This window comes from Pseudomonas sp. FW507-12TSA (assembly GCF_058781435.1).
Genome location: NZ_JBYSWT010000034.1, coordinates 46,044 through 69,827, shown reverse-complemented (window position 1 = coordinate 69,827; position 23,784 = coordinate 46,044). Strand labels below are relative to the sequence as shown.

Here is a 23,784-nt window from a genome sequence, read left to right as displayed (position 1 = left end):
ACTACATTTCAAATACTACATTCACGCTTTTACTTGCAGGCCACCATCATGCACATCAACCCTGATCACTTTCTACAGACGGAGAATGGGCGCATTATCGACGCTGAGCTCAATAGACTGGCTTGGCAGAGGGCTCATCTTGCCCTATCAGAGGCTCTGCTAGCGACTCCTAAGCCTTCTCGTCTGTATCTATTGATAGGCGCTCAGGGTGCAGGAAAAAGCACTTGGGCCAAATCGATGCTTTTAATTGAGCCTAGCGCTGTAATCTTTGATGCCATCCTGGTTCAACGCTGTGAGCGTGAATCGCTCATACAGATTGCCAAGAAGCATGAGCTTGATGTGGTTGCAATTTTTTTTACTACTTCGCTGGAAGACTGTTTGGCACGTAATCAATTGCGCCCTGATAATGAGATGGTTCCTGAAAATGCCATTAGGAACGTCTTTAAAGCACTTCAGCCTCCACGCTTGAGCGAGGGTTTCACCGAAATTTTAGCCGTTGATGCACAGGCTAGCGCGGACGCTTATGTTCCTAAAGACTGAGTCGACTTCCAGCTATGCGGCAACAACTCGGCTAGCTGCTCGCCCAAGGACGGTCGCGAACATCCTCGATCTATTCAACAGTGCTGCAGGCCGGACATATTATCGTTCCCCCACTTCTGAATCAGAAACATTACCACCAGTCTGTTCCCTAGGTAGTAGCACAATGCCCTAAAACCCTCTCACCGCTAAAAATGGTTTTTTGTTGCTGGCATTCCGCCTGTAGAGAAAACCCGCGCCATGAATTCTCATGGCGCGCCCAATGCAAATTCTTTCCTAGCTCAGCCGAAAACCGGCTAGGCCTCCCTCAGAAGCATCTCCGCAAGGCTTCCACCTACCGGCAAACGCAGCTGCGCTGCTGAACACTCCACAACGCCAAGAACGCCTGGAGAACATATGGCGCCGCGCTTCGCTTTCACACCAACAGTTCAACACGCTTCAGCATCAGCCGCTCGAGCGGTATGCAGAACTGGTATAGTTGATGCCAGCTTCGGAAAATCATCAGCACGCCCATCTAGGTGGCCTGCTTGATCACAGGCTGGAGATCGTGGCTTACGCTTTGAAGACCCATCAAGCCTACCTTCTACCGATCGGCGCCCTGTAGTGGTCTACTAACCCCGGACACCCATTTAGGCGAGAGTGCTCGCCACAGAGAGGTGTCCGATGACCAAGCAACGCCGTACCTTTACTCCTGAGTTCAAGCGCGAAGCTGCATGCCTGGTGCTCGATCAAGGCTACAGCCATGCCGAAGCGGCCCGTTCGCTCGGCTTGGTCGAATCAGCACCGCGTCGATGGGTTAATCAGCTTCAGCAGGAGCGCAGCGGCGTTACGCCGGCCAGCAAAGCGCTGAGGCCAGAGCAGAAATTCAAGAGTTGGAAGCCCGGATCGCGCGCCTTGAACGCGAGAGATCGATACTAAAAAAGGCTACCGCGCTCTTGATGTCGGAAGATCTCGAGCGTACGCGCTGATCCGCCAGCTCAGCGACCATGAGCCCGTTGATTGTTTGTGCGAAGTGTTCGAAGTCACTCGCTCAAGTTACTACGCACATCGTCACAGAAGGCGAATTCCGGACGTTGAACGACTTCGATTACGCAGTCGAGTCAATGAGCTGTTCACGCAGAGTCGAAGCGCCGCCGGCAGCCGCAGCATCGTGTCGATGATGCGGGAAGATGGAGAACAAATCGGGCGATTCAAGGTGCGTGGATTGATGCGGGAGCTGGCGTTAGTCAGCAAACAACCTGGAGCACATGCCTACAAACAAGCGACGGTTGAGCGGCCGGATATTCCGAACATCTTGAATCGAGAGTTTGAAGTGCCGGCACCTAACCAAGTCTGGTGTGGTGATATCACCTACATCTGGGCACAAGGGAAATGGCATTACCTAGCTGTCGTGCTGGATCTCTATGCGCGTCGAATTGTGGGTTGGGCGCTGTCGAGCAAGCCAGATGCGGATCTGGTTATCAAGGCGTTGGACATGGCTTACGAACAACGTGGCAGGCCTCAAGGCCTACTGTTCCACTCGGTGGTCTGTCCCGGTGCTGGTGGACAGGTAGTTAAGAGTTACTGCTCGCATAGCGCCGCTCAAACTCCATCGGGCTGAAATAGCCCAGCGTCGAGTGGCGGCGACGGTGATTGTAAAAGTGGATGTACTCGAACAGGTCGGTTTTCGCCTCGTGGTAGCTGGCATAGCGCGTCAGGTACACCCGCTCAGCCTTCAGCGAACGGAAGAAGCTCTCCATCGCGGCGTTGTCCCAGCAGCTCCCGGGACGTGAATGGCTGGGCACGATTCGATGTCGCCGAAGTAAGGCCTGGTAGTCGTACGCGCAGTATTGGGTTACAAATTAGGCTGAACCGATATGGTTCAAGGAGCGTACTGGCTCTAGAGAAGAAGCAGCAGACGGCTTGACGGTCAAGCTGCCCTCAAGCCTGCCAGTGAAACTGAGACCTAGCCGGCGGGTTGATTGATCAACAACGGCTCGACGGCCTGACCGGCGGCCAGCGCCAGGCGAATACTGAACAATCGCAATTGGGCGACGGCCTGGGCTTGCTGCAGTTTTGTATTCATTAACCTATTCTGAGAGTTCAGCAAGTCCAAAAGACTACCCATTCCGCTCTTATAGCGGCCGTAGGCAACTTGCACAGCCTGTTGCGAACTGAGCAGCGAACTGCGAGACAAGCTGACCTTCTGCAGAGATGCCAGCACCTCTTGAAAATAGGTCCAGACATCCAGCTCCACTTGGTTTTCCACACCGTGTAATTGCGCCTGGGCAACATCAACCTCGGCAGCCGCCCTGGCTCGTTGCGATCTGGCGGAAAAACCATCGAATATCGGGATGTTCAAGGTCAATCCAGCACTGTTAGACAGATAGGAATAGGTGTAAGCATTGCCTGAGCTGATGGACTCGTTGTATTGAATATTGGCAAAGAAAACGAGCGTTGGCTTGCCCTGAGCCCCTGCCGAGCGGGTATTGGCTTCCGCGGCCGCCAGACGCCCACGAGCCGAGCGCAGCAGCGGATGTTCATTCTGGGCGGCAAGCAGATAGTCCTGGAGATTGTTTAACTTTAAGATGGAGGGTGCCACCAACTCTGTCTGCTCGACTTTCACATTTACCGAAGGCTTGAACCCAAGGGCGAATGCAAGACGGCCCATGGCCATGACCGCTCCGGCATCATCTTGTAAGACATGCAACTGCATGCTATCTCGGGCCGCAATCGCCTCCAGCAGCTCGGCTTTGGAGCCGGCGCCAAGGGCAAACCGCTCTTTTCCGATTGCCACACTTAACTCCAAACTATCCAGGGCCTCGTGGCTGACTCGAGCAAGGTTATGGGCCAATAGAAGGCTGTAATAGGCGTCTGCGGTATTGATCACCACTTGGCTGACAGACTCGCGATATGAGTCCAATGCAACATCGAGCAGAATTTCTTCATAATCCTTGTGTGCATCACGAGCACCAAAATCGAACAGCAGCCAACTGAGCGACAGCGCGCTGCTAGTAGGTTTGGTATTGACGGCATAGTCAGCGTATCGGTCATCATCGATCGACGTCTTTCCATGCCCTCGGGATTGACTGTAGCTGGCTTGGAGCTTGGGTAAATACTCGGAGCCGGCCTCCGTCACACGGGCCCTATGGCGATCGACATTGGCCCATCCTTCTGCGGTGAGTGGATTTCTGCACAACGCCAACTGCACTAGGCCAGACAGGTTCCAGGTCTGCCTAGAAGTCAACTCAGGACACAGACCGGCGCTGGGCGAATGCTCTCCCATCTTAGCCGAAGCGGACTCTCCCGTCTGAGCCAAGGTCGTGACTGCCCGGGCGGATGCCGGCACGGAGAAAATCAGCATAATCATGAACATTAATGTGCGCACACATCACCTTGAAGACTTGCTGTTGACAAAGACTGTCGATAGTCAGCCGTGGACATGACGAACTTGACCTTGCCATTTTCAAGTTTGATGATTTTTTCAGACTGCAGAATGGTTTCCAGCCGATGCGCCACCGATATCCTGGTGATCTGAGTAGTTTTTATATTGTTATTCACAATGCTTTCTGTAACGGGATCCAGATGGCTAGTCGCCTCGTCCAAAATCAACAGCCTGGGTCGTTTGTACAAGGCACGTGCCAGAAGGATTCGCTGTTTCTGCCCTCCAGACAATACCCCCCCCATGTCCCCTACCAAGGTGTTGTAGGCCATCGGCATCTGCATGATTTCCTCATGTATGGCAGCGGTCCGAGCACACTCCATGACCCAGTTCATCTCCACCTCTTCGTCAAAGAAAGAGATGTTTTCCTGAATGGAACCGCCTAATAGCGTGTCATCCTGCATGACCACAGCCATGTGCTCGCGTAGTGCAAGCAGATGTTCCGTAGTAACTTCCCGTCCATCGACAGTAATGCTTCCATGCTGTGCGCTATAGATCCCCATCAGCACACCCAGCAAGGTGCTTTTACCGCAGCCCGAACTGCCGACAATACACACAGACTCGCGACCCGCTACACAGAAACTGATTCCTGATAAAATATCCGGCTCAAATTCTGAATGACGGAAGGACAGATTCTTTACTTCAAGAGAAATAGCCGTGTCGCGAAGCAGATTGCACTCTGGAATTGCGACAATCCTCTCCGCTGGCGACAACACAATGTCGCCGAGCATTTCACCCTGAAGTTGAAGCATCTTGAACTCGATTGAGCGATCAATAAGGCTAGATACCCTCAGGGTGAACTGCCCCTTATAAGCCAGATAAGCCATCAATGCTCCAACCGTGAAATTACCCTGCAATACCATATTCGCTCCCAGATATATCGCTAGCACGCCCTCAACACCAAAAATGCATGTATTGATCAGCTGAAAAGCAATCTGAAGCTTCTGTACCACTACCCCGGCATTGATCTGGTCGACCAGTAGCCTGATCCACTGAGAGCACCTTTGCTCCTGCCGTGCAAACAACTTGATTGTCCTCACCCCTCTCAGCGTCTCTAGAAAATGGCTTTGTTGCCGGGCGGAATTAACCACCTGTTCCTGCGACGCACGGCGCAAAGGCAAGTACCAGCCCCACCGGCTGAGCCCATAGCAACTCAGCGCCAAAAGAGAAACTACTGCCAGGCTAGGGGCATAGACAAACATCAGTACCAGAACCAACAGTGCCATCACTCCGTCGATGATCACCGTAGTAAAAGACGTTGTGAGGGTCGATTGAATAGAGTCCACCGCGCCAAACCGCGCTAACACATCTCCCACATGCCTTGAGAAGAAGTAGCGCAGCGGCAACTTCAACAAGTGAGAAAACAGGTTCTCTTTCCATTGCAGGGCAAGGGTTACCGAGTAGTACATGACCATATAACTACGCAACGCGCGCAAGGCCTGCTGGCTGAGGGTTACCACCAAGAATCCGGCAGTCATGATCACCAGTAAGTCCTTGTCGTTGGCTACTAGTACATGGTCAATAACCCACTGAATGAAAAACGGGCTGACAAGTACCAACGCTTCAATGGCGAAAGATACGCATAGCAGTTGCCAGGCGGCTTGCCCTATGCCACGGACCGTACCCATCAAGCCCCACAACGAAGGGGTGTGCCTGAGTGACTTCGCCACAAAACTAGGTGTAGGCCACAACTCCAATGCCACCCCTGTAAAGCTTTCGCGCAATTGCTCAGACGAGACAATCCGTAAGCCACTAGCCGGATCATGCAGATAATATTTACCGCGACTGATTTTATCGAGCACTACAAAGTGGTTGAAATTCCAATGCAGGATGGCCGGCAGCTTCAAGTTTTGAACCTCTTCGCTTTCCAGCCTCAAGGCACGAGCACTCAGGTTCAGCTTTTTCGCCGAACTCGTCAGGTTGGCCAGTGTTGCCCCCTTCAAGGACACATCAAACATCTGCCTGAGTCTTGACAACTCGATATCTAGCCCGTGAAAACCAGCAATCATACCCAGACAAACCAGACCGCACTCGGCGCTCTCTGCTTGATAAAGCAAAGGAAGTTTCTTTTTCCCGGAAAATTTCAGTAGATCTATGCTCATGTCACAACCTGCCCGTGACTGAAATGACGGGCTCCAAGGCCCATTCATACAACTTTCGGTTTTCCAGAATAATGCTCGCCTCCACCAGCATTCCTGGGATCAAGGCTTGCCTGACCCCATAAACTTCGACCCACTGTTGGTCCAACTCTATAGTCACCTTAAAGAGAGCCGCGGCACTTTCAGCATTGTCCAAACCGACTGCAGTACTGATTTCTTTACTCAACAAGGACGCCCGTGCGACTGTTATCACCCGGCCATGTTTCAAACCGAACTTTTGGTAGGGGAAGGCCGGATAACGTAAGGAAACGGGGTCCCCGGGTTTGACAAAGCCAATGGCGGAACTAGGCGCATAGACTTCGGCAATCAGTTGGGCATCCACCGGAACTATGGTCATTAGAGGTTTATCGGCGGAGACAAACTGCCCTGCCCGCGCCGTAACGACCGTGGCAATGCCGTCCTTGGGGGCTCTCAGCTCACTGCCCTGATTCAGCGCACTACGCGCCAGCGCTTCGTTAGTAACGTAGATCTTCTTATCGATTTCCGAGAGTTGGGCTTGATACGCCAGCGCTCTTTTTTCCAGTGTCGCGACCTTGGACTTAATGCCCAAGTTTGCCCCTGCCCGTTCACGTTGTAGTGTCTGTAAACGAGCACTCTGTTCCAGGTAATCCGACTGCTTGATCTCTGATTCTTCCTTAGAGATGTAATCTTGCACATAAAGCTTGCGGTATCGGTGGGCGTTTTCCTCGGCCAAGTTCAGCCTGGAACGCTGAACCTCGATTAGCCTGTTCAAGCGCTCAACATCGGCCTGGGCCTGGGAAGCCTCATCCTGCAACAGTGTCTGCTCCTGAGAGAACAACACGCCAGCCTGATGCCTGTCGCTATCCAGAGACCCCAGCGTAAGCTTCAACTGCTCGCCCACCGCCCGCTCAGTCATACCGAATGGGGCGCTGACACTGTCAAATGAGAGCGACATCATTTTTTGATTCTCGCGTACCAGGTCTCCATCGTTGACGAATGACTCCAACACCACCCCCGAGCGCATTGGGTAGAGTTTCAACACGCCACTCACCGGCACCAACTCCCCTTTGACAGAAATCTTCCTAGAATAACTACCCGCATAGATCAATATTAAAAATGCCAGCAATACCATTCCCACCAGTAGTGCGACGAACTTAAATGCCCCTGGCCCCATCAAAATTATGGTACCTAATCGTTGTTTGGAACGGGCCTCTACCGCCGTTTGTGAGTACAACTGTTCCAGATCATCTCGGGCGCTATTCAATGAGGAAGTACCTGTTCCAATGCCATCAACCTGGTTTTGGCGCTGGGAACATGATCGCGGCTCAGCAGGTACCATTTTCTCGCGGCGCCCAGGTCCTGCTGAACACCCAGTCCCTTCTCATACAAGTAACCAAGATTGGCCTGGGCCAGCCAATATCCCATCTGGGCTGACCGCAGATACAATTCAGAGGCAGCGAGGAAGTCCCTGCTGCGCCCAACCCCCGTAGCAAAGCACTTACCCAACAACAGTTGTCCTTCGGCATTCCCTCCATCCGCGGCCTTCTGAAAACAATCACAGGCATTTTCAGCACTGGCGTTGGAGCCCACGCCATCTGCATATAGGTAGCCCAGTCGGAGCGATGCTTTGAGTAGGCCCAGATCGGCTGCCTGTTGATACAAACGCTCGGCTTTTGGGTATGACTGTTCTACGTCCAGTCCCATTTCGCTTAGATAACCCAGGTTATAAATGGCCTCAGGGTCTTTGGCGGTCGCGGCCTGGGTACTGTAATAAAGCGCCTTGCCTATATCGCGTGGTATCGTATTGCCTTCGATATACAGGGCGCCCAATACCGACTGAGCGGCAATGTTTCCCTCCTGTGCAAGCGATTCCCACTCTTTGACCGCCCGACCGGTGTCACGCTCAACGCCTTGCCCGTAAAAGAATAGCCGGGCTATAAAAATACGTGACGCTTGAGAGTTATACCTGTCACGCACAGCCCGAGCGATTTCATAGGCCTCGGCATAGTTCTCCTGTTTGTAAGCGACCAGGGCCTGGTCCATATCCGCCGAACAGGCCCAGGGAAGGAAAAACAGCGTAGTCATTAGCACAATCAGCCTACTGGACATTATTCAGGCACCCCCAGCCCTGATTGAAATCCACCACCAATTGGTAGTGTTCGAATGCGTTCCATCCCAGAACATAGGGCAGCAGGTAAGTGCGTGTTGGCGAATACAGCCTTTGTACTGGTCTGTCCTTGCCAGCAAGACTAATAACTTCACTGGCTTGATATTGAGCTTCATGATAGGAACCAGTCAGATCGTTTATCCGGTTGCTTAGAACTAAAACACCACTGCCGAGCGGTTTTTTCCCACCACTCAGGTACTCCATATTTCCGGTGTCCAATAGAACTGGAACCTTCTCGCCATCAACCAGCAGATAGGTAAATAGGAACTGTGTGGTACGAGACAAGTTACTTCCAAGAAATACCTTTGACTCACACAGGCTCTGATCAGCAGTACTACTAAAGGTGATACCCGAGGCATTTATGCTTATTCGGCCCAGTTTAGAGAGGATATCTAGTCCCAGGAGCGTCTCCGTGCTTCCCATCAAAACAGCAAAATTTTTAAACCTTTGTCCTGAAACATCAAGGGTCTTCAAGAGCACCATCTTCGACTTCACGGTTGAGTCCTGGTAATAGGTCGCCAGATCAAACTCCCAAGGACTGGCCTGTAGGTTCAGGCGTCGAGCATCGACGGCCGATAAATGGCTGACGCTGGCTCCAGTATCCAGCTTGGCCTTGAGCGCAACGCCATTTATTTCAACAGTCAGATACGGCTTTGCCCTCAACATCAGAAAACCATTGTCCACCGTTTGCCACCCGACTGCTGTTGCACCAGGCGCAGGGGCCTGTTCAAAAGCGGGGAATTCATCGATGGCCGCCAGGCTCTGGTCATTAAGTCCTGGCACCTTAGTTGACCAGATCGCTCTACTACCCCCGTCCAGCAGCCGATAAAGCCGGAGCATTTCTTGATAGTTCTTTTGATTGAATGCCTCGCCTAGCAGCAATAACTGGCAGGCCAACTGCCTTTCTTCGGTAACAATTTGAGCGCACGTAAGGTTGCCCGTTCCAGCACCTACAACTGACTGCAAAGAGCGTCTGAGAATTATCGCGGCGATCACACTCTGATCATTATTTTTATTCAGAAGTTTTGAAAGGACCAGAGTTTTAGGCAGAAACGTCGCTTGTTCGATACCTGACAATTCACTGGATGCCGCAAAGGCTCCGGCGCCACCCCACAAAAATATGACATACATAAGAGCAATATTGCTCAAGCCACGCACTTTCATCATCGGACTCGCAACGACTGCAACGCTTCAAAAAGAGGTACGAACTAAAATTAGTCGTACCTTTACAGCATTAGCGGATTGGTATTGTGACCGTCACTCCTCCACCAGCCCCACCGTTGGGGTCGACAGAGCTGTTAGTCGTGCCCTGAAAGCCACTCGGCGTAGACGGTTGATTGGTACCATGGATTTCCGTTACTGAGTTACCATTCATGCTACCGACAGTAACCTGTGTTCCACTGGAGTCGGTGAAGGTAAAGCTGTGCCCACCGCCCCCCCCGCTACTGAAGTTGCCATGAGTTCCATCTTCATCATTCCAGTCCGAGACAGGGTCTGTTTGACTCCCGCCAGAAACAAGCAGCAACTCTGCAGCCGTTAGTTCACGCATTACAAACCTCGCTCAATGAAGTAAATTTTCATTCCCTAGTATTCCTTCCATGGTCATTAATGCACGCTTCAAGATCCTTTGAGGCGCTATATCAACCCCCACACATCCGACCAATTAAGAAGCAATAGAAGCCCATCAACTCATCCCAGTCGCCTAAAGTTTCGGCCATTCGTATGCGAATCTGATAACCGCCTTGAGCTGCCGAATAAGCGTCGTAGAAGTACAAATAATTTTGTGGGCTACGCAATAACAAAAAATTCAACAATATCCTCGCCGCTCGCCCGTTTCCGTCCACCAAAGGATGGCAATTTAATAATGCTGTAGACACCACAACAGCAGTAGCGACATCAGGAAGTGAGTCCTTGCGAGAGAGAATGAACCTATGCATGTTATTCAAAGCAGGCTCTATATGATCCGCATCCGGATATTTGACCCGACTACCCTGCCGATCCACCGTGGTAAAAATAGGCCCTTTGCGGAGGGAAGTTGGTTTTTCCAGTAGCAAGCAACCCAGCGTCTCAATGAAGTTGTAAAACTGCAGAGGCCGGTATTGCTCAATACAACCTGCAAAAAGCTGAGTGAGATTACTCATCACCTCTATTTCACTGAGTGAACGACTTGCCGCTTGGGTCGGCGGATTTCTCAGCATGTAATACGGGCTCAACGAGTGTCGCAGTACCGCCAGCGATTCATCACTGTGAATAATTTGCAACTGCTCAGCTCTGTTTCGATGCCCGTGGAGAGCGAGCAATTTATTCGTTCTGTCGACATACTGTAGGGTTTCGACAGCGAGTGACTTCAAGTCCGGATAAAGCAGGAGCTTTCTCTCAACTACATTGCCTTCCATAGCAAAATACCTTTGAGCGAGTACTATCTGTAAACTCCCTTTTAACAGCTTTAAATTACAATTTTCTTACAGTCGAGACTTTACAAGTAATCCATAGATTCTGTTTACAGAGACCAGGGAGACGTGTTAAACAAACTAATAATCCACAGCACGGATGACCTGGATGCCCACCCAGACTTGGCCTCGAAATACTATTTTCTTTTTGTTTTTATTGGCATCCAGCTCTCTAAATGCCGACTCATTCTCTGGCGGTACTGGTTGGGGAAAATTTGTTCAAGTCTTACTTTCTGTGGGTACTTGCCAAAACCAATTATTGGAGGCGCAACGAGCAGCGTGTTTCAAACGTAATGCTCGGCAAGCCTGCCAATATGCACCAGAAGGCATAGAGAAAGAGAACTGCATTAAAGAATATTCAGGTTACTCGGTCACATCCGATAAAAGCCTTTCAAAGAGTTCTTCGTGGTCTTTACCCCCCCTAAAGGGGAAGATGAATCATGTTTCGAATATTCCTGCGCCTTTTACCAAGATGAAACAAAAACCACAGGACTCTAAGCCTGACGAATACGACTCAAGAATAAGGGGTCTATTATACACCCCCTGATTTGTACAATTTTGATCAGGGCGAACGCAATTTTTGATAATTATAAATGCGGTCAACACTTACTCAGCTCTAGCGCCTGGACCACAACCAGCGACGGACAATAAAACATGCCAGCAGATGAATTGGACTCCTTGTTTTCCTATTACTACAATCAGGCGAGCAAACATGCATTTCCAGCCTTCCTCGGCTCTGACATAACCAGCACTCCATTGAACTCCGCTCCTTATATTACCTCGCTTTCAAACTTCTGTGAGGCTTACACAAGCTCACCCAGAAAGGAGTTTTCGGATCAGTTGAAATTGTCTATTAGCGAACTGAAAGATGCAGGATTGAGCATTGATATCGCACTGATTGGAGGCAGTTTTCTAACCTTGAAAAGTACTCCTGGTGATCTGGATGCCGTACTATTCTATTCGCTGAAAAAGGAGGAAATTGCCTTTCCTCTGGACCAATGGCAGCGTGCACAGAAGCTCAAGGGCCTGGATGTGCGGTTGGTCCCGATGGATACTCGCCCCATCCTGACACTGAAAATGGCACTGTTCTTCGCACTTTTATACACCCATAGGAAAAATGATGGCCTTACAACTCCTGGGCTGGTACTGATTGACTGCAAGGGCTGAAATCGCGCAGGCTCAACTACCGCTTCGGGGCAAGTACCGGTCGGAATGACCGGAATGCCTAGGGATTCTCCGACCAAGTCAGCACAGGTCATCTGACCTGTGCTGAAATAGCCCTCCGCCCAACAGCCCTCTACAAGCCCTCCATCCCATGAGTCAGATGAGCTTTTCCGATTTCGAGTACGCCGGTAAGCGTAAGCAAACCCGTCGCGAGCGTTTCCTGGCCGAGATGGAACAAGTGGTGCCGTGGAGCGGTTTGGTGGCATTGATTGAGCCGCACTACCCAAAGGCCGGCGGTGGTCGCAAGCCGTACCCATTGGAAACCATGTTGCGTGTTCACCTGCTGCAGAACTGGTTCTCATTGAGTGATCCAACCATGGAGGAGGCGCTGTACGAGATTACTTCGATGCGCCAGTTTGCTCGTCTGACGCTCAGCGCTCCGAGCCCCGAAGACACGACGATCATGAACTTCCGGCACTTGCTCAGTTGGCGGCGGGCATTTTGGAAACCATCAACAATTACCTGCGAGACAAGGGCCTTTCGTTACGCCAGGGCACCATCGTCGACGCCACTATCATCCACGCACCCAGTTCGACCAAAAACAAGGAAGGCAAACGCGATCCTGAAATGCACCAGACGAAGAAAGGCAACCAGTACTTCTTCGGCATGAAAGCGCACATCGGAGCTGACGCAGAATCGGGCCTGGTACATCATGTTCATGGCACCGCCGCCAACGTGGCTGACGTGACGGAAGTTGCCCATCTGTTGCACGGTGGCGATAACGTTGTCTGTGCTGACGCCGGTTACACCGGCGTAGAGAAACGGCCTGAGCACGACGGTCGGCAAGTGATCTGGCAGGTCGCGGCGCGACGCAGCACCTACAAGTATTTGAGCAAACGCAGTGCGCTGTACAAGGCCAGGCGCAAGATCGAGAAGGCCAAAGCCCAGGTACGTGCGAAGGTCGAACATCCGTTTCGGGTGATCAAACGTCAGTTCGGTTATGTGAAGACCCGCTTCCGCGGCCTGGCCAAGAATACGGCGCAATTGACCACACTGTTCGCGCTGTCGAATCTGTGGATGGTGCGCCGGCAATTATTGCCTACTGCGGGAAAGGTGCGCCCGTGAGGGTAGAAAACCAAGGCTATGCCTTGGTTTTCCAATAATCAGAGGCTGAAAATCGGGGTTTTCGGTATCTCCAAGCAGTCCATTTCCGGCTGGTGGGTAACTTGTCCGGAGAATCCCTAGAATGACGCCCACGTTAATACCGTCACGGATGGCGACACTTGATATGGTCGCCCCAGGTTGCAGGCATTCCTGAACGACCTGGGCTTTGAAGGGTTTCGGATAAGAGCTTCATTGGCACATGGAAATCCTGGCGATTAAGGGTGATCGCGTCCGCAAAAGTACGTGAACACCATCGCCTTTAAAACTGAAGTTCGGAAGGTGAGTTCGCCGGACGCTTACTGCGGGATACCCGCGGCAGCCGGCACATTGGCGCTACGGGATAGCGACCAGCCAACGCCTCGATGGCGCGGAACTTCACTTCGTGGGCTGCGAGAAGATGGCGAGCGCCTTTTTTAAAACATCGCGCTCCATGGTGACCTGAGCCAGTTGCTGGCGTAGACGACGCAACTCCGCGCTCTCACCACGCTGCTTGCCGTTGCCCGGAAAGGCATCGTCACCTTGCTGCTCGTACTGGCGCTTCCATTTGCCCAGCAGGCTTTCAGCGATGCCGAGCGTCTCGGCTACATGACGAAGCGGCGTGCCGGCAAGCACCTGGTCTATCGCCTCGCGTTTGAAGGATTCGGGAAAACGTCGTCTGGTCTGGGTCATGAACACTCTTGCGGTGGACATTATCCACCTTAAGTCAGTGTCCACTCTGCCCGGGGACAGACCAACCCTCCACGCCCGGGAACGCAGCCAGGCCGCAACCGCGCGGCCCGAGCATAATCAAATGACGCCACGCGTCAGATCTATTGCAAAGCAGGCGCTCCTCGCCAGGCCACTTGAGCGCAACCTCCTCCGGCCTACTAAAACTTGCAAAGATCAATTGCGCATGAGTGACGGTACTCTTGCGGCGAAAGGCGCCCCATGGGACCAAACAGCAACTTGGCGGTAAACCTTTCCAGATCCGCCATCACCTCTCCTGGCGCGTACTGCGCGAAATATGCCCGCCGCGCCGGAGGCAGAGTGGCACGGTGTGTCAGACAGATCTTCACCATTTCTGACAGCATAGAACCGCGAATGTCGTAACGCGTATCCACAGCGTACAGGACAGTGCGATAGCATGAGCGGTAGGTCGGTTGCAGACCGACCTGCCGCTGCACACTGCAACTCATCCTTGGCTCCCTGCCTGCCACGAGGCTAGAAACTGTAACACCCGCTCAACTTGCCCCTGACTGACCAGTTGCTCCGCTGTCTGGTGTTCGAAAGGTGGTAATGGCTCGAAGCGAAACCAAGTGATCGCTCGCTCGACTGCGACCCCGCTCTCGGCCACCACCAAGATCACCCGAAGGACATCCGCGATAAAACGTTGCGTTGTTTCGACATAGGATGTGCAGGTGGCATCTGGCTGACTGCAACTATAGGCTGCGACATGATTGGCAAAAACGACAGGACTTAGGGCAAAGATCTCAATATAACGCTCAATCGAATAAGGGGAATCATTCGTGGGACGCAAGCAATCGATCAACTCAGCGATCGAGACAATCGCTGACTGGAGTTTTCCCACCTTCATGGCTTCTACCTCTTGCCGCCTTTCGCTCGCAGCATGCACGCAAATCGACATAAGGCAAAGCCTTATGCGCTCGCTCAGCCCCGGGCCGACATTGCCAATCTGCTCTTAGTCATGGAGCACTTATATGCTATTGAAGCATCTGGTATTGGAAATATATATTTTCCAACCTAGACATAGCAATGTGCTTCGAAACCATTCAAGGTGCTCGGCAAATACTTTTTTAAAACCAACAAATACCAAAAACCCGAAAACCGAACTAGTACAAATAAAAAATATTTAACTACAATCAACACTAACCCATATTAAACAATAGAAAAACAGCACATAGCCTCCCTCATCCTGACGCAATGGAAGCATCCAACTTTACATACAAGGAGCTTTATGAGATCTCATTGAAAAAACATCCATCAACTGGAGTTCAGCCGCTTCCGTTTATACCCACTTGTTGATGATAAGCGCCAACACAACCAAGCCATCACTGGTGGCAGTCCATTAATAGCGCGGTAAGAATTCCTATGCTAATACCCTTTATAGATAAGGAGCATGGACATGGCTATTTACGAGAAAGTATTGGCGTGGGCGGATAGATTACCACCGTGGCGCCACGACGCTCTACGACGCCTATGTGTTCAGAGGGCCTGGAGCGATACGGATCTTGATGAAATTCTTGATCTCGCTAAGCAGCATAATGGAATCACCAGTGTACTAGAATCTGTTCCAGTGCCGATCAGGTTCACCGCGGAGCATTTCCGGCCGAGGCGAATCAGAACCAGTCTGTCGCTCTTAAGTCCCTTCATTCGTTGACCAATGTGGAAAAATCCCGAACAACCAGGCTCTGAAGCTTGAAACGCAAGGCCTCACCATCGTGTACGGGGGCAATGGCACAGGAAAGTCCGGCTATGCGCAAGTTCTACCGCAATGTACGAGCCGACTCAAATGCGGCTGACCAGCAACGACCTATAACGCAACCGGCCGAGCGCCTACAGGATATCAACACCTTGCTCCAAAATATCCGTAGGCGAAGAGCTTGAGTTCACTCGCGAAATCAAGAGGATTATTTTTTACTAATTCCGCCCCTACATTATATATATGAGTGCATTGCTAAAAATAGTTGAAAAGGGGTAAAAGTGGTCATCAGGACTAACGAGGCTTAGTGAAAGTAAAGGTGCTTAGTGACCATGGCTAACCTTGAGTTTATTCAATTTACACCGATGCGAGAGGTCGTTGAGGCCGGCTTAATCCGATGGGAGCATGACAAAGGCTCTCGGCAGATCGAAGATCTTCCCCAAATATTCTGGGGTAGCGGGGAGCCTTGGACGGAGGCCAACCATTGGGCGCTTACCATAGCAACCCGTACGGTCGGCGGTCACATTAAAACCGTGACCTCCCTCATGAAGCATTTATACGCCTATGCAGACTGGCTTGAAGCGGAGGAGCTGGACTGGCGCCACTTTCCAGATCGCATGGCTGACCGGGTCATCGTACGCTACCGAGGTGAGCTGATAGCTCAGCGCAACCGCGGTGTCCTCCGGCCCAGTACCACGACAGCCCGTATGCGAGCGTTGATCCAGTTTTATCGACATGCACAGATCTATGGGTTCGTCAGCCAACACTCGTCTATGTGGCACGATGAAGTAGTTTTATTACGCTACTTTGACTCGGCTGGATTTGAGCGAACGATAAGCCGGCAAAAATCTGAACTTGCCATACCAAACAGAGCGAGACCAGGCCTTACATTGGAAGACGGCCTCGTGCCTTTGCAAAGTGATCATGTACAGGCTCTACTAGACTTTACAGCATCAGAATCTCTTGAAGAAATTCACTTAATGCTGACCATCGGCTTCCTAACTGGCGCTCGAATTGGGTCTATTTTGACACTCGCCGTACAAAATATTGAAGGAGCAATACCTGACCCAAATATGTCAGGTTTTTATCGTTTACCTATTGGGCCCGGAACTAAGGTTTCCACAAAGTTCGACACCATTGGTGATCTGTTGGTGCCCAGCTTCTTGATTGATGCATTAAATACATATACTTATTCCATGCGCCGCCTGAGTCGACAGGCTTTAGCTTTGCCCGAACATCGGAGCTCTTTGTTCCTGACCTCGCGAGGAAACCCATATCGAGAGCAGTCTTTCAATCGATTGATGACAGATCTTCGTCGAAGAACTGTGGCGGCAGGGCTAAACTTCATGAAGACATTCAAATTTCATCAGACACGATGCACTTACGGCACTTGGTTAATGGAGGTTGCTTTACAGGTGACCAACGAAGCATGTGCAGTAGCCTTTGTTCGGGAGGCAATGCTCCACAAAGATGAAACAACAACCTTACGCTACGTGCGATTCATCCAGAGAGCACCCATAAAGGCCCTGATTTCCAAAGAGTTTACGGCGGCGTTTACTGGCATCATTAATCGTGACTGGAATTTGTTTCATGCATAAAAAATTCCAGATTCCAGAGCTCACTCTTCCCAGGGTTAAAATTGGAATAAACTCATATTCATGGGATATGCGAAGACTACTTTATATCGGCGGTGCAGAAATAAGACACGACTTAGTAGCAGACGCTATCGATCGAGGCACACTTGGCACCGTATCGCCGGAGCGATTGGATTTAGTTAGAAAATTGCATGCTGTAATAGCAGGAAAACTGACTGCTGGCGGTAGCCAAGAAACGACTAAAACACAGCTTCAGAGCATTCGTGAATTCTTCAGGTGGGCCGATAGGAAGAATTATACCTTATCCCTGCCTACGGCTCAGGTTGCTTACATCCATTGGACAGACGCCCTTTTTCATTGCTGGCAAGTAACTAAAACCTTGGCCCAGCGCACGGCATACACAAAGGGACGAGTGGTTGGCCAGTTATTGGATCATGCACTAGGTCGAACTACACCAATGATTGAGTTAACCAGACTTAAGGAACCGAAACGCCGGAAAGCTGTACAGACTATTCAATCAGATAAGCAGTGCCTAGAGTCTGCTTTTGCATTTGGACGGCTTTTGCAAGATATCTGTGATGGTATGACGCTCAGTGCCATTTGGGGGCCAAGACCTGTACGAATTCCCCTTCAGAGTGGAGGAGAACTCGTCCAATGGGCAGGAATGCACTCCATGGAGAGAGGTGCGATTCCGCGAACACCATACCGAGAGCAAGTGCGTTTGACACGTATGGCCGCACGACAAGCTGCTTATGAAAACAAACGGTCGTTGCGTTCAAGAGCAACGTTGATCAACTTGCGGATCTTAGCCGAACTCCTAATGTTCATTGGACAGACAGGAATGAATGTGTCGCAGGCAAGTGGCCTTGAGTTTCGTCATTTCAGCTACTCCAGCGATATCGATAGTTATAAGGTCAGGGACTACAAGTCGAGGCGCGGCGGAGAGGTGCTATTTGAAATTTTCAAGGAGTACCGTAGCCACTTTGAACGCTACCTTGAATGGCGGAGGACGTTGTTCTCAGATGACTCACGCCTATTTCCACTTCTACGTTACAAGGGCGCTCATGAAGAATCACGCCCCTACTTCGGCTTGATCATACAGGCGTGTAAAGATGCTGATGTTGCTTGGCAGCCACCTAGCATGCTACGGAGTACTAGGGTGAATTGGTTGCTTCGACGTAGCGGGGATCCGGACCTTACGGCAGAGATGGCGCAGCACCATAAGCAAACTCTACTGACTGTGTATGAAATCCCATCGCTCCAGCGCGCAGTCGGGGAAATAACACGTTTTTGGTCAATTGCGGACCCCATGCATTTACAGATTGCTCCAAAAATCGCGGTGGCACCTGGCGCATGCGACGGAGTGCCTTCGGCACTCCCTTTTAAACCCAAGTTGGCCCCCCCTCCCGACTGTATTTACCCTTCCGGCTGCCTTTGGTGTGAACATCACCGCGACATCGACTCGCTCGACTATGTGTGGGCTCTGTCATGCTTCCGGCACCTCAAGGTATTGGAAGTGAGTCGATATCATGCCCCGGTAGGCGTGAGGAGTGCGGATCACCCAGGCTACTACGCTATCTCTCGCATTAGTGACAAGCTCGCATGGTTTCGAGACTCAAACACTACCCGGCGAGCCTGGGTAGAGGAGGCGTTAGCACGAGTTGAGGAGGGTAACTACCATCCAGAATGGTGCCGCCTGATTGAGAGTGTTGAGGGGGCTTCAGAATGAAAATGGAACTGCATGAGATGGGCTTGGGGCTTCGGGCAGACTGGATAATTTCATCTTCTTCGGCTTTTAGGCCATCATCATGGCCACCCGCCAAGGATTGGCCGGTGAGCATTGATCGAGATGGTTCGGTACTCTCTCGCTGGGGTGACCCTGTGTGGGATCTTACACCAATAGCAGGAACGGCCTTTAAATTAAACTTCGGTGATGGATCAGAAAGTAAAAGCGACTCACTTGATCCTGAGAACGCCAACCTTCTGAGATTGGTTATCACCTGGCGCATGTGGGGGTATAGAGCTATCAAAGCAGCCGGGTCTCTTCAGACTGCTTTTACGATGATACGTTCCGTGATCGCACTATGTAGCCGCAACAGTATTTTAGCTTGCGACATGATGCGTTTTCCAAAATTAATCGATCAATTGCCTGAAGTTATAGCTCCAAGTCGATATCACAGGACGATCGCGGAACTCAACAGACTGTATGACGCCCGAGTTACGTTAGGTTTTACCATCATCGACCAAGATGGTCTGAAGCGATTGGCCAGCATTAGACCCGACCATAACACGATCCAGACTCCGTACATTCCGCCGCGTATTTGGGTCTACCAAGTTAACCGCTTGAGCCAGTGTATCGACGACTTTCTTGCTAATCTGGTACAGATTGAAGATTGCTTCCGATTTTGTCTTGACGCTTATATTTGTAATTATGGGTCATTACCGGCGGCCTTAGAGCGGCATAAGGCTACTTACAAGGCTCCATTCACTAAAAGCTCAGAGAAAAATTCTAGCCGCGTCTATCGAGGCTCATTCGCGGAAACCTTAGAACGATTTGGCTTGATGTCTCTACTAGTGAAGTGGCTTGGTGCTAAGCGAGATAAAGTGCCAATCAAGTTGTTTTCATCATACCTATCCATGGTCACCATCGCTGGCCTAGCCTATATTGCCAACTTCACACTACAACGTAGAGAGGAGGTTGCCTCTTTACGAGCGAGTTGCCTAGAGTGGGAGAATGATGAAAAGCTGGGGCGTGTTCCTATTATATGTGGAGAAACGACAAAAACATATAGTGACTCGGACGCTCGTTGGGTAGCTAGCCCTAGTGTAGAAAAAGCCATCATTGCAATAACAGCAATTTCTCGTATGAGAATGATTTGTGATCGGGTCAACCCATTGGTAGCCCCCACGGCAAATGACATAGACGACCCGTATCTATTCAGCGTACCTAGTGAGCCATGGGGGGCTGGCAAGGTGACAGCTTATTACATCCGACATGAAGCTGATAGTTTGGTCGAGGTTATCAGGCATTATCCTTGTCTTTTTGAGCCCTCTCAGCTCCGCGTCACTCACGATGACTTAAAAATTGCCAAACAACTGACCCCAAATCTTCCAATAGACAGATTTGCTGTTGGTCGATCCTGGCCACTGGCCTGGCACCAGTACCGGAGAACGAGTGCGGTGAACATGTTTGCATCAGGGCTCATCTCCGATAGTTCGATGCAGCAGCAGATGAAACATTGCTCGAGACTGATGCCTCTTTACTATGGTAGGGGCTACACCCGTCTACATCTCAACGAAACTGTAGAGGCTGCTGTAGTCACCGCCATGTACGAAGCAATGGCGGCACAACTCCGAAACGCCGCGAGCAACCGATTCGTATCACCATACTCCGCCGACCATAAGCGGACCATTGTGGTGAGCGTCCTGAATACGAAGGACGTAAAAACCTTGGCGGCCTGGGCGAAGAGTGGCAAGGTCAGCTTTCGAGAGCATCGCCTCGGAGGGTGTATGAAGGCAGGGATGTGCGAGTACGGTGGCGTCGAATCGATAGCTCGATGTGCTGGAGGGGACAGCGGAAAGCCGTGTCCGGATGTCCTATTTGACCGAACCAAAGAATCGCAGGTTCAAGCTGACATAAAACGTATCACTGAGGAGATGTCGATGCTCCCAGAAGACAGCCCCCGATACCAAGCGCTTCTCAGTGATCGCCTAGGGATGGAGAACTACTTGAATGTCATCCACACCAGTTGAATCTTTGAGTGCCGAACAGCGATTTCGGCAAGCCTTTGAACGCCTCAAGGCAGGCCATCCCAGAGTGTTAGAGCATGGGAAACCAGTAACCCAAAACAATGTTGCCAGGGAGGCTGGCTGCGATCCATCAGCCTTACGTAAGGCGCGCTTCCCCGCTTTGATTCGTGAAATTCAAGCCTATCTGGAGCTACACCAAGAACCAATACCATCAAAACGTCAAACAGCTTTCAAGCAACGTAGAGCAAAACGCTCGGTGGCGGATCGGTTGAAAGATGCATGTTTGCAGCGTGACGCGGCTCAGTCACTACTGACCAGTGCGCACCGCCGGATTATTGAGCTGAGCGAGCAGGTGCAGTCTTTGCAGCACCAACTAGATGAAGTCCTAACTAAACCAACCCGAATCAGCCGGAACTAAGTTTGGACATCACTATAGACAACTCGCGTTGTTTCGATATTTTTCCATGGACATTGCCAGCCTGGTACATATCTCGTATTCAGAGGGTGAACAGGCATGTCCATGCCTGTGCTACTCGCGGTTGTCAGCAAGCTGTGCAACGCCTCGGTGCGCTTCGTCATCGCCCATGACACCCAACGGCGGATCCGCCTGGCCTCGGTGCAATCGCCCCAGGGCCAGGCCCTGCTGGCGTGGGCCGGGTTGTCCACCGAACAGTTCGACAGCGTGGTGCTGATCGAAGGCCAGCGCCTGTCCCTGCGCTCCACAGCCTTCATCCGCCTGATGGCGCAACTGCCCGCGCCCTGGCGCTGGCTGCGCCTGCTGCAGTGGATTCCCCGGCCCCTGCGCGACTGGGGCTACAGCTACATCGCCCGCCACCGCTATCGCTGGTTCGGCCGCTACGACGTCTGCCTGCTGCCCAGCCCCGATCACCGTGGGCGCTTTCTCGACGACACGCCCTGACCTGCCACGCCAGCGCTTTGCTTGGTCTAGCCGCTGCCGCAGGCTGCGCTCGACCCGGTACCGGGGGCAGGGCCTGGCCATACGATAATCCGGATGCACCGCGCCGAACTGTTCATGGGCGCTGCGCACCCGGTCGCAGCCTCGCAGACTCGGCAGCGTCTACGGACAATGCATACAGAAAACGCTGCTGAATCTTGATAGCCAGATACTGGCGCAGTACTCAATCACTCATGCATCATGCATACGATTCGTCTTATGGAAGAGCCTAATGAGCAACATGGAAATACAGAAGGCTTCACTGGCTTTGCGATCTTATTCAGGTCAAGTCGAACTGCATGATCACGATTATCACCAGATAGTCCTGCCCCAATCAGGGTCGATGGAAATCGAAATTGATGGCCGTGGCGGTAAGGTCGATTGGAGTCAGGGCGTCATCATCCCTGCTGGGACTCCTCATGCATTTTCTTCCAATACTTGCAATACCTTCCTGGTTCTTGATGTGCCGCTGCCTTGCGCCTACATGCAGAAAAGCGAAGCAGAAACCATCAAGAGATTGAATGAAAAAAGCTTTTTCCCAGTCCGCCCAGAGATTCGACATCTACTTGATTACGCCACTCGTAGCGTGCCCTTGTTGACCAGCTCAACGGAGGTGGCGCAATCCTGGAGCACCTTGTTGATGTCATCCCTGGTACAACCTCACAGCAACACTCCCGACCATGGACAGTTCACCCTGGCCAGGGCGCTGACTCACATCGAAAATAATCTTGATAGCCATTTGACTGCCTCGGAAATTGCCCGGGTATCAGGAACAAGCGAAAGGCGCTTGTACATATTGTTCGAGCAGCACCTACGTACAACCCCGTTCGCCCATGTCACTCGCTTGCGCCTGAACCTGGCCATGGATCTGTTACGCGATACTCAACTATCAATCACCGAAATTGCCCACCGAGTGGGATACGCCGACCAGAGTGCGCTGAACCATGCCTTGAAGAAAAGCCATGACCTGACACCTGCGCTTGCCAGAAGGCATTCCAGAGCCTACTGAAAACATGCAGCCTGGAACAAATATCCAGCAGCACTAACCAATACCCCCCCAGGCCAACATTTCTATCATCCCCGTTCCGAAACGCTCATCGGGCGGGGCCCATGACAAACAGCACGACGTCCTCCAGAACGACCAGCAATGCCAGAACAGCAACATCAGCAACGGCCATCGGGGTCGTTGCTGTATTTCTTTGGTCATGTCTGGCATTGCTTACAACCCTCACTGCGGGCATCCCGCCTTTTGAACTACTGGCGTTAAGCTTTGCCGTGGCATTTCTGGCAAGCCTGGTGATCCTTGGACTGCGAGGCCCATCAGGGTTTGCAGGTTGGCGCCAGCCTTGGCAGGTCTGGGCCACGGGGTTTCTAGGCATATTCGCCTACCATGCCTTGTATTTCTTTGCCCTCAAGGCCGCACCTCCGGCCGAGGCCAGTCTGATCGCCTATCTCTGGCCGCTGCTGATCGTCTTGCTCGCAAGTTTCGCTGGCGGCCAACCATTGCACCGTAGGCAGGTACTGGGCGCGCTCCTGGGGCTCGCCGGCACAGCGTTTATCATGCAACAGCGATCTCAAGTCAGCATCGCCGCAATGCCGTTCGCTGGCTACGCAGCAGCGCTGCTCTGTGCCCTCGTCTGGTCGAGCTATTCAGTGATCAACCGTCGTTTCAGCAATGTTCCCAGCAGCATCATTGGCGGCATCTGCGGCTTGGTCGCCATTGCCGGGCTGCTCTGCCACCTGTCCTTCGAAACCACCATCCAACCAGATGCACATCAGTGGGCAGCCATCATTGGACTGGGCCTGGGGCCGGTCGGCCTGGCGTTCTTTGCCTGGGATCACGCCACCAAGCACGGCAACCTAGCGAGCCTTGGAGCCTTGTCCTACTTGGCGCCACTGTTTTCGACCCTGTTACTCATCATCGTCGGACAAACCCACGCCAAGCCGATTCTGCTCATCCCCGCGCTACTCATCATTGCCGGAGCCGTGATTGCGACCTCCGTTGAGCGCGCGCCCCGCTCCTGATTATTTATCTGCAAGGA

18 protein-coding genes and 4 pseudogenes are annotated in these 23,784 nt (G+C 51.9%); 13 read left to right on the top strand and 9 right to left on the bottom strand.

Annotated elements, in window-relative coordinates:
- The first annotated feature begins 48 nt into the window (after window positions 1-48).
- The 3 genes and pseudogenes from AC3WK8_RS26560 to AC3WK8_RS26550 form a co-directional block, all read left to right on the top strand.
- Window positions 49-540, top strand: a complete 492-nt coding sequence (locus tag AC3WK8_RS26560) for an AAA family ATPase (protein WP_103326297.1) — start codon at window positions 49-51, stop codon at window positions 538-540.
- A gap of 259 nt (window positions 541-799) precedes the next feature.
- Window positions 800-1,135 (top strand): annotated as a pseudogene (locus AC3WK8_RS26555) (TraI domain-containing protein); the annotation flags it as partial.
- 65 nt (window positions 1,136-1,200) lie between these two features.
- Window positions 1,201-2,059: pseudogene (locus AC3WK8_RS26550) on the top strand (IS3 family transposase); the annotation flags it as partial.
- A 31-nt stretch (window positions 2,060-2,090) separates the two neighbouring features.
- On the opposite strand, the pseudogene AC3WK8_RS26545 reads toward AC3WK8_RS26550, so the two are convergent.
- The 7 genes and pseudogenes from AC3WK8_RS26545 to AC3WK8_RS26515 all read right to left on the bottom strand — a co-directional run.
- Window positions 2,091-2,315, bottom strand: a pseudogene (locus AC3WK8_RS26545) (integrase core domain-containing protein); the annotation flags it as partial.
- 167 nt (window positions 2,316-2,482) lie between these two features.
- Window positions 2,483-3,880 (bottom strand): TolC family protein, encoded by a 1,398-nt coding sequence (locus AC3WK8_RS26540; RefSeq protein ID WP_158250068.1) that lies wholly within the window; start codon window positions 3,878-3,880, stop codon window positions 2,483-2,485.
- A gap of 11 nt (window positions 3,881-3,891) precedes the next feature.
- Complete coding sequence (locus tag AC3WK8_RS26535) at window positions 3,892-6,060, bottom strand: peptidase domain-containing ABC transporter (protein ID WP_103326294.1); 2,169 nt, start codon at window positions 6,058-6,060, stop codon at window positions 3,892-3,894.
- Window position 6,061: 1 nt separating this feature from the next.
- Window positions 6,062-7,342: an HlyD family secretion protein gene (locus AC3WK8_RS26530; RefSeq protein WP_158250067.1), complete on the bottom strand. Its 1,281-nt coding sequence runs from the start codon at window positions 7,340-7,342 to the stop codon at window positions 6,062-6,064.
- Window positions 7,339-8,163: a tetratricopeptide repeat protein gene (locus tag AC3WK8_RS26525; RefSeq protein WP_158250066.1), complete on the bottom strand. Its 825-nt coding sequence runs from the start codon at window positions 8,161-8,163 to the stop codon at window positions 7,339-7,341. Before AC3WK8_RS26525 ends, AC3WK8_RS26530 begins: the two co-directional genes overlap by 4 nt.
- Before the next feature lie 13 nt (window positions 8,164-8,176).
- Entirely contained in the window at window positions 8,177-9,409 is a 1,233-nt protein-coding gene (locus tag AC3WK8_RS26520) for a retropepsin-like aspartic protease (RefSeq protein ID WP_158250065.1), read from the bottom strand.
- 476 nt (window positions 9,410-9,885) lie between these two features.
- Entirely contained in the window at window positions 9,886-10,641 is a 756-nt protein-coding gene (locus tag AC3WK8_RS26515; protein WP_103326291.1) for a Fic family protein, read from the bottom strand.
- Window positions 10,642-10,804: 163 nt separating this feature from the next.
- On the opposite strand from AC3WK8_RS26515, the gene AC3WK8_RS26510 reads away from it, so the two are divergent.
- The 3 genes and pseudogenes from AC3WK8_RS26510 (at window position 10,805) to AC3WK8_RS26500 (ending at window position 12,984) form a co-directional block, all read left to right on the top strand.
- A complete protein-coding gene (locus tag AC3WK8_RS26510) occupies window positions 10,805-11,242 on the top strand; it encodes a hypothetical protein (RefSeq protein ID WP_146043297.1) in 438 nt (145 codons plus the stop codon).
- A 107-nt stretch (window positions 11,243-11,349) separates the two neighbouring features.
- Window positions 11,350-11,862, top strand: coding sequence for a DUF6932 family protein (locus tag AC3WK8_RS26505; RefSeq protein ID WP_146043296.1), 513 nt, complete (start codon window positions 11,350-11,352; stop codon window positions 11,860-11,862).
- A 148-nt stretch (window positions 11,863-12,010) separates the two neighbouring features.
- Window positions 12,011-12,984, top strand: a pseudogene (locus AC3WK8_RS26500) (IS5 family transposase).
- Between the two features lie 414 nt (window positions 12,985-13,398).
- On the opposite strand, the gene AC3WK8_RS26495 reads toward AC3WK8_RS26500, so the two are convergent.
- Both AC3WK8_RS26495 and AC3WK8_RS26490 read right to left on the bottom strand, forming a co-directional pair.
- The gene (locus AC3WK8_RS26495) at window positions 13,399-13,692 is read right to left on the bottom strand and encodes a transposase (protein ID WP_158250064.1); all 294 of its coding nucleotides are present in this window, start codon (window positions 13,690-13,692) and stop codon (window positions 13,399-13,401) included.
- Between the two features lie 502 nt (window positions 13,693-14,194).
- Window positions 14,195-14,596 (bottom strand): hypothetical protein, encoded by a 402-nt coding sequence (locus tag AC3WK8_RS26490; RefSeq protein WP_178088060.1) that lies wholly within the window; start codon window positions 14,594-14,596, stop codon window positions 14,195-14,197.
- Window positions 14,597-15,774: 1,178 nt separating this feature from the next.
- Here AC3WK8_RS26490 and AC3WK8_RS26485 point away from each other — a divergent pair.
- From AC3WK8_RS26485 to yddG, 7 genes are all read left to right on the top strand, one after another.
- Window positions 15,775-17,040, top strand: a complete 1,266-nt coding sequence (locus AC3WK8_RS26485; protein WP_103326286.1) for a tyrosine-type recombinase/integrase — start codon at window positions 15,775-15,777, stop codon at window positions 17,038-17,040.
- Window positions 17,033-18,766, top strand: coding sequence for a site-specific integrase (locus AC3WK8_RS26480; RefSeq protein ID WP_146043295.1), 1,734 nt, complete (start codon window positions 17,033-17,035; stop codon window positions 18,764-18,766). Before AC3WK8_RS26485 ends, AC3WK8_RS26480 begins: the two co-directional genes overlap by 8 nt.
- Window positions 18,763-20,790 (top strand): hypothetical protein, encoded by a 2,028-nt coding sequence (locus tag AC3WK8_RS26475; protein ID WP_146043294.1) that lies wholly within the window; start codon window positions 18,763-18,765, stop codon window positions 20,788-20,790. Before AC3WK8_RS26480 ends, AC3WK8_RS26475 begins: the two co-directional genes overlap by 4 nt.
- Complete coding sequence (locus AC3WK8_RS26470) at window positions 20,771-21,205, top strand: hypothetical protein (protein WP_256592390.1); 435 nt, start codon at window positions 20,771-20,773, stop codon at window positions 21,203-21,205. Before AC3WK8_RS26475 ends, AC3WK8_RS26470 begins: the two co-directional genes overlap by 20 nt.
- A 102-nt stretch (window positions 21,206-21,307) precedes the next feature.
- Complete coding sequence (locus tag AC3WK8_RS26465; protein WP_256592389.1) at window positions 21,308-21,706, top strand: thiol-disulfide oxidoreductase DCC family protein; 399 nt, start codon at window positions 21,308-21,310, stop codon at window positions 21,704-21,706.
- A 268-nt stretch (window positions 21,707-21,974) separates the two neighbouring features.
- Window positions 21,975-22,751 (top strand): helix-turn-helix domain-containing protein, encoded by a 777-nt coding sequence (locus tag AC3WK8_RS26460; protein ID WP_085596404.1) that lies wholly within the window; start codon window positions 21,975-21,977, stop codon window positions 22,749-22,751.
- A gap of 101 nt (window positions 22,752-22,852) precedes the next feature.
- Entirely contained in the window at window positions 22,853-23,767 is a 915-nt protein-coding gene (yddG, locus tag AC3WK8_RS26455) for an aromatic amino acid exporter YddG (protein ID WP_085596405.1), read from the top strand.
- Window positions 23,768-23,784 lie beyond the last annotated feature (17 nt).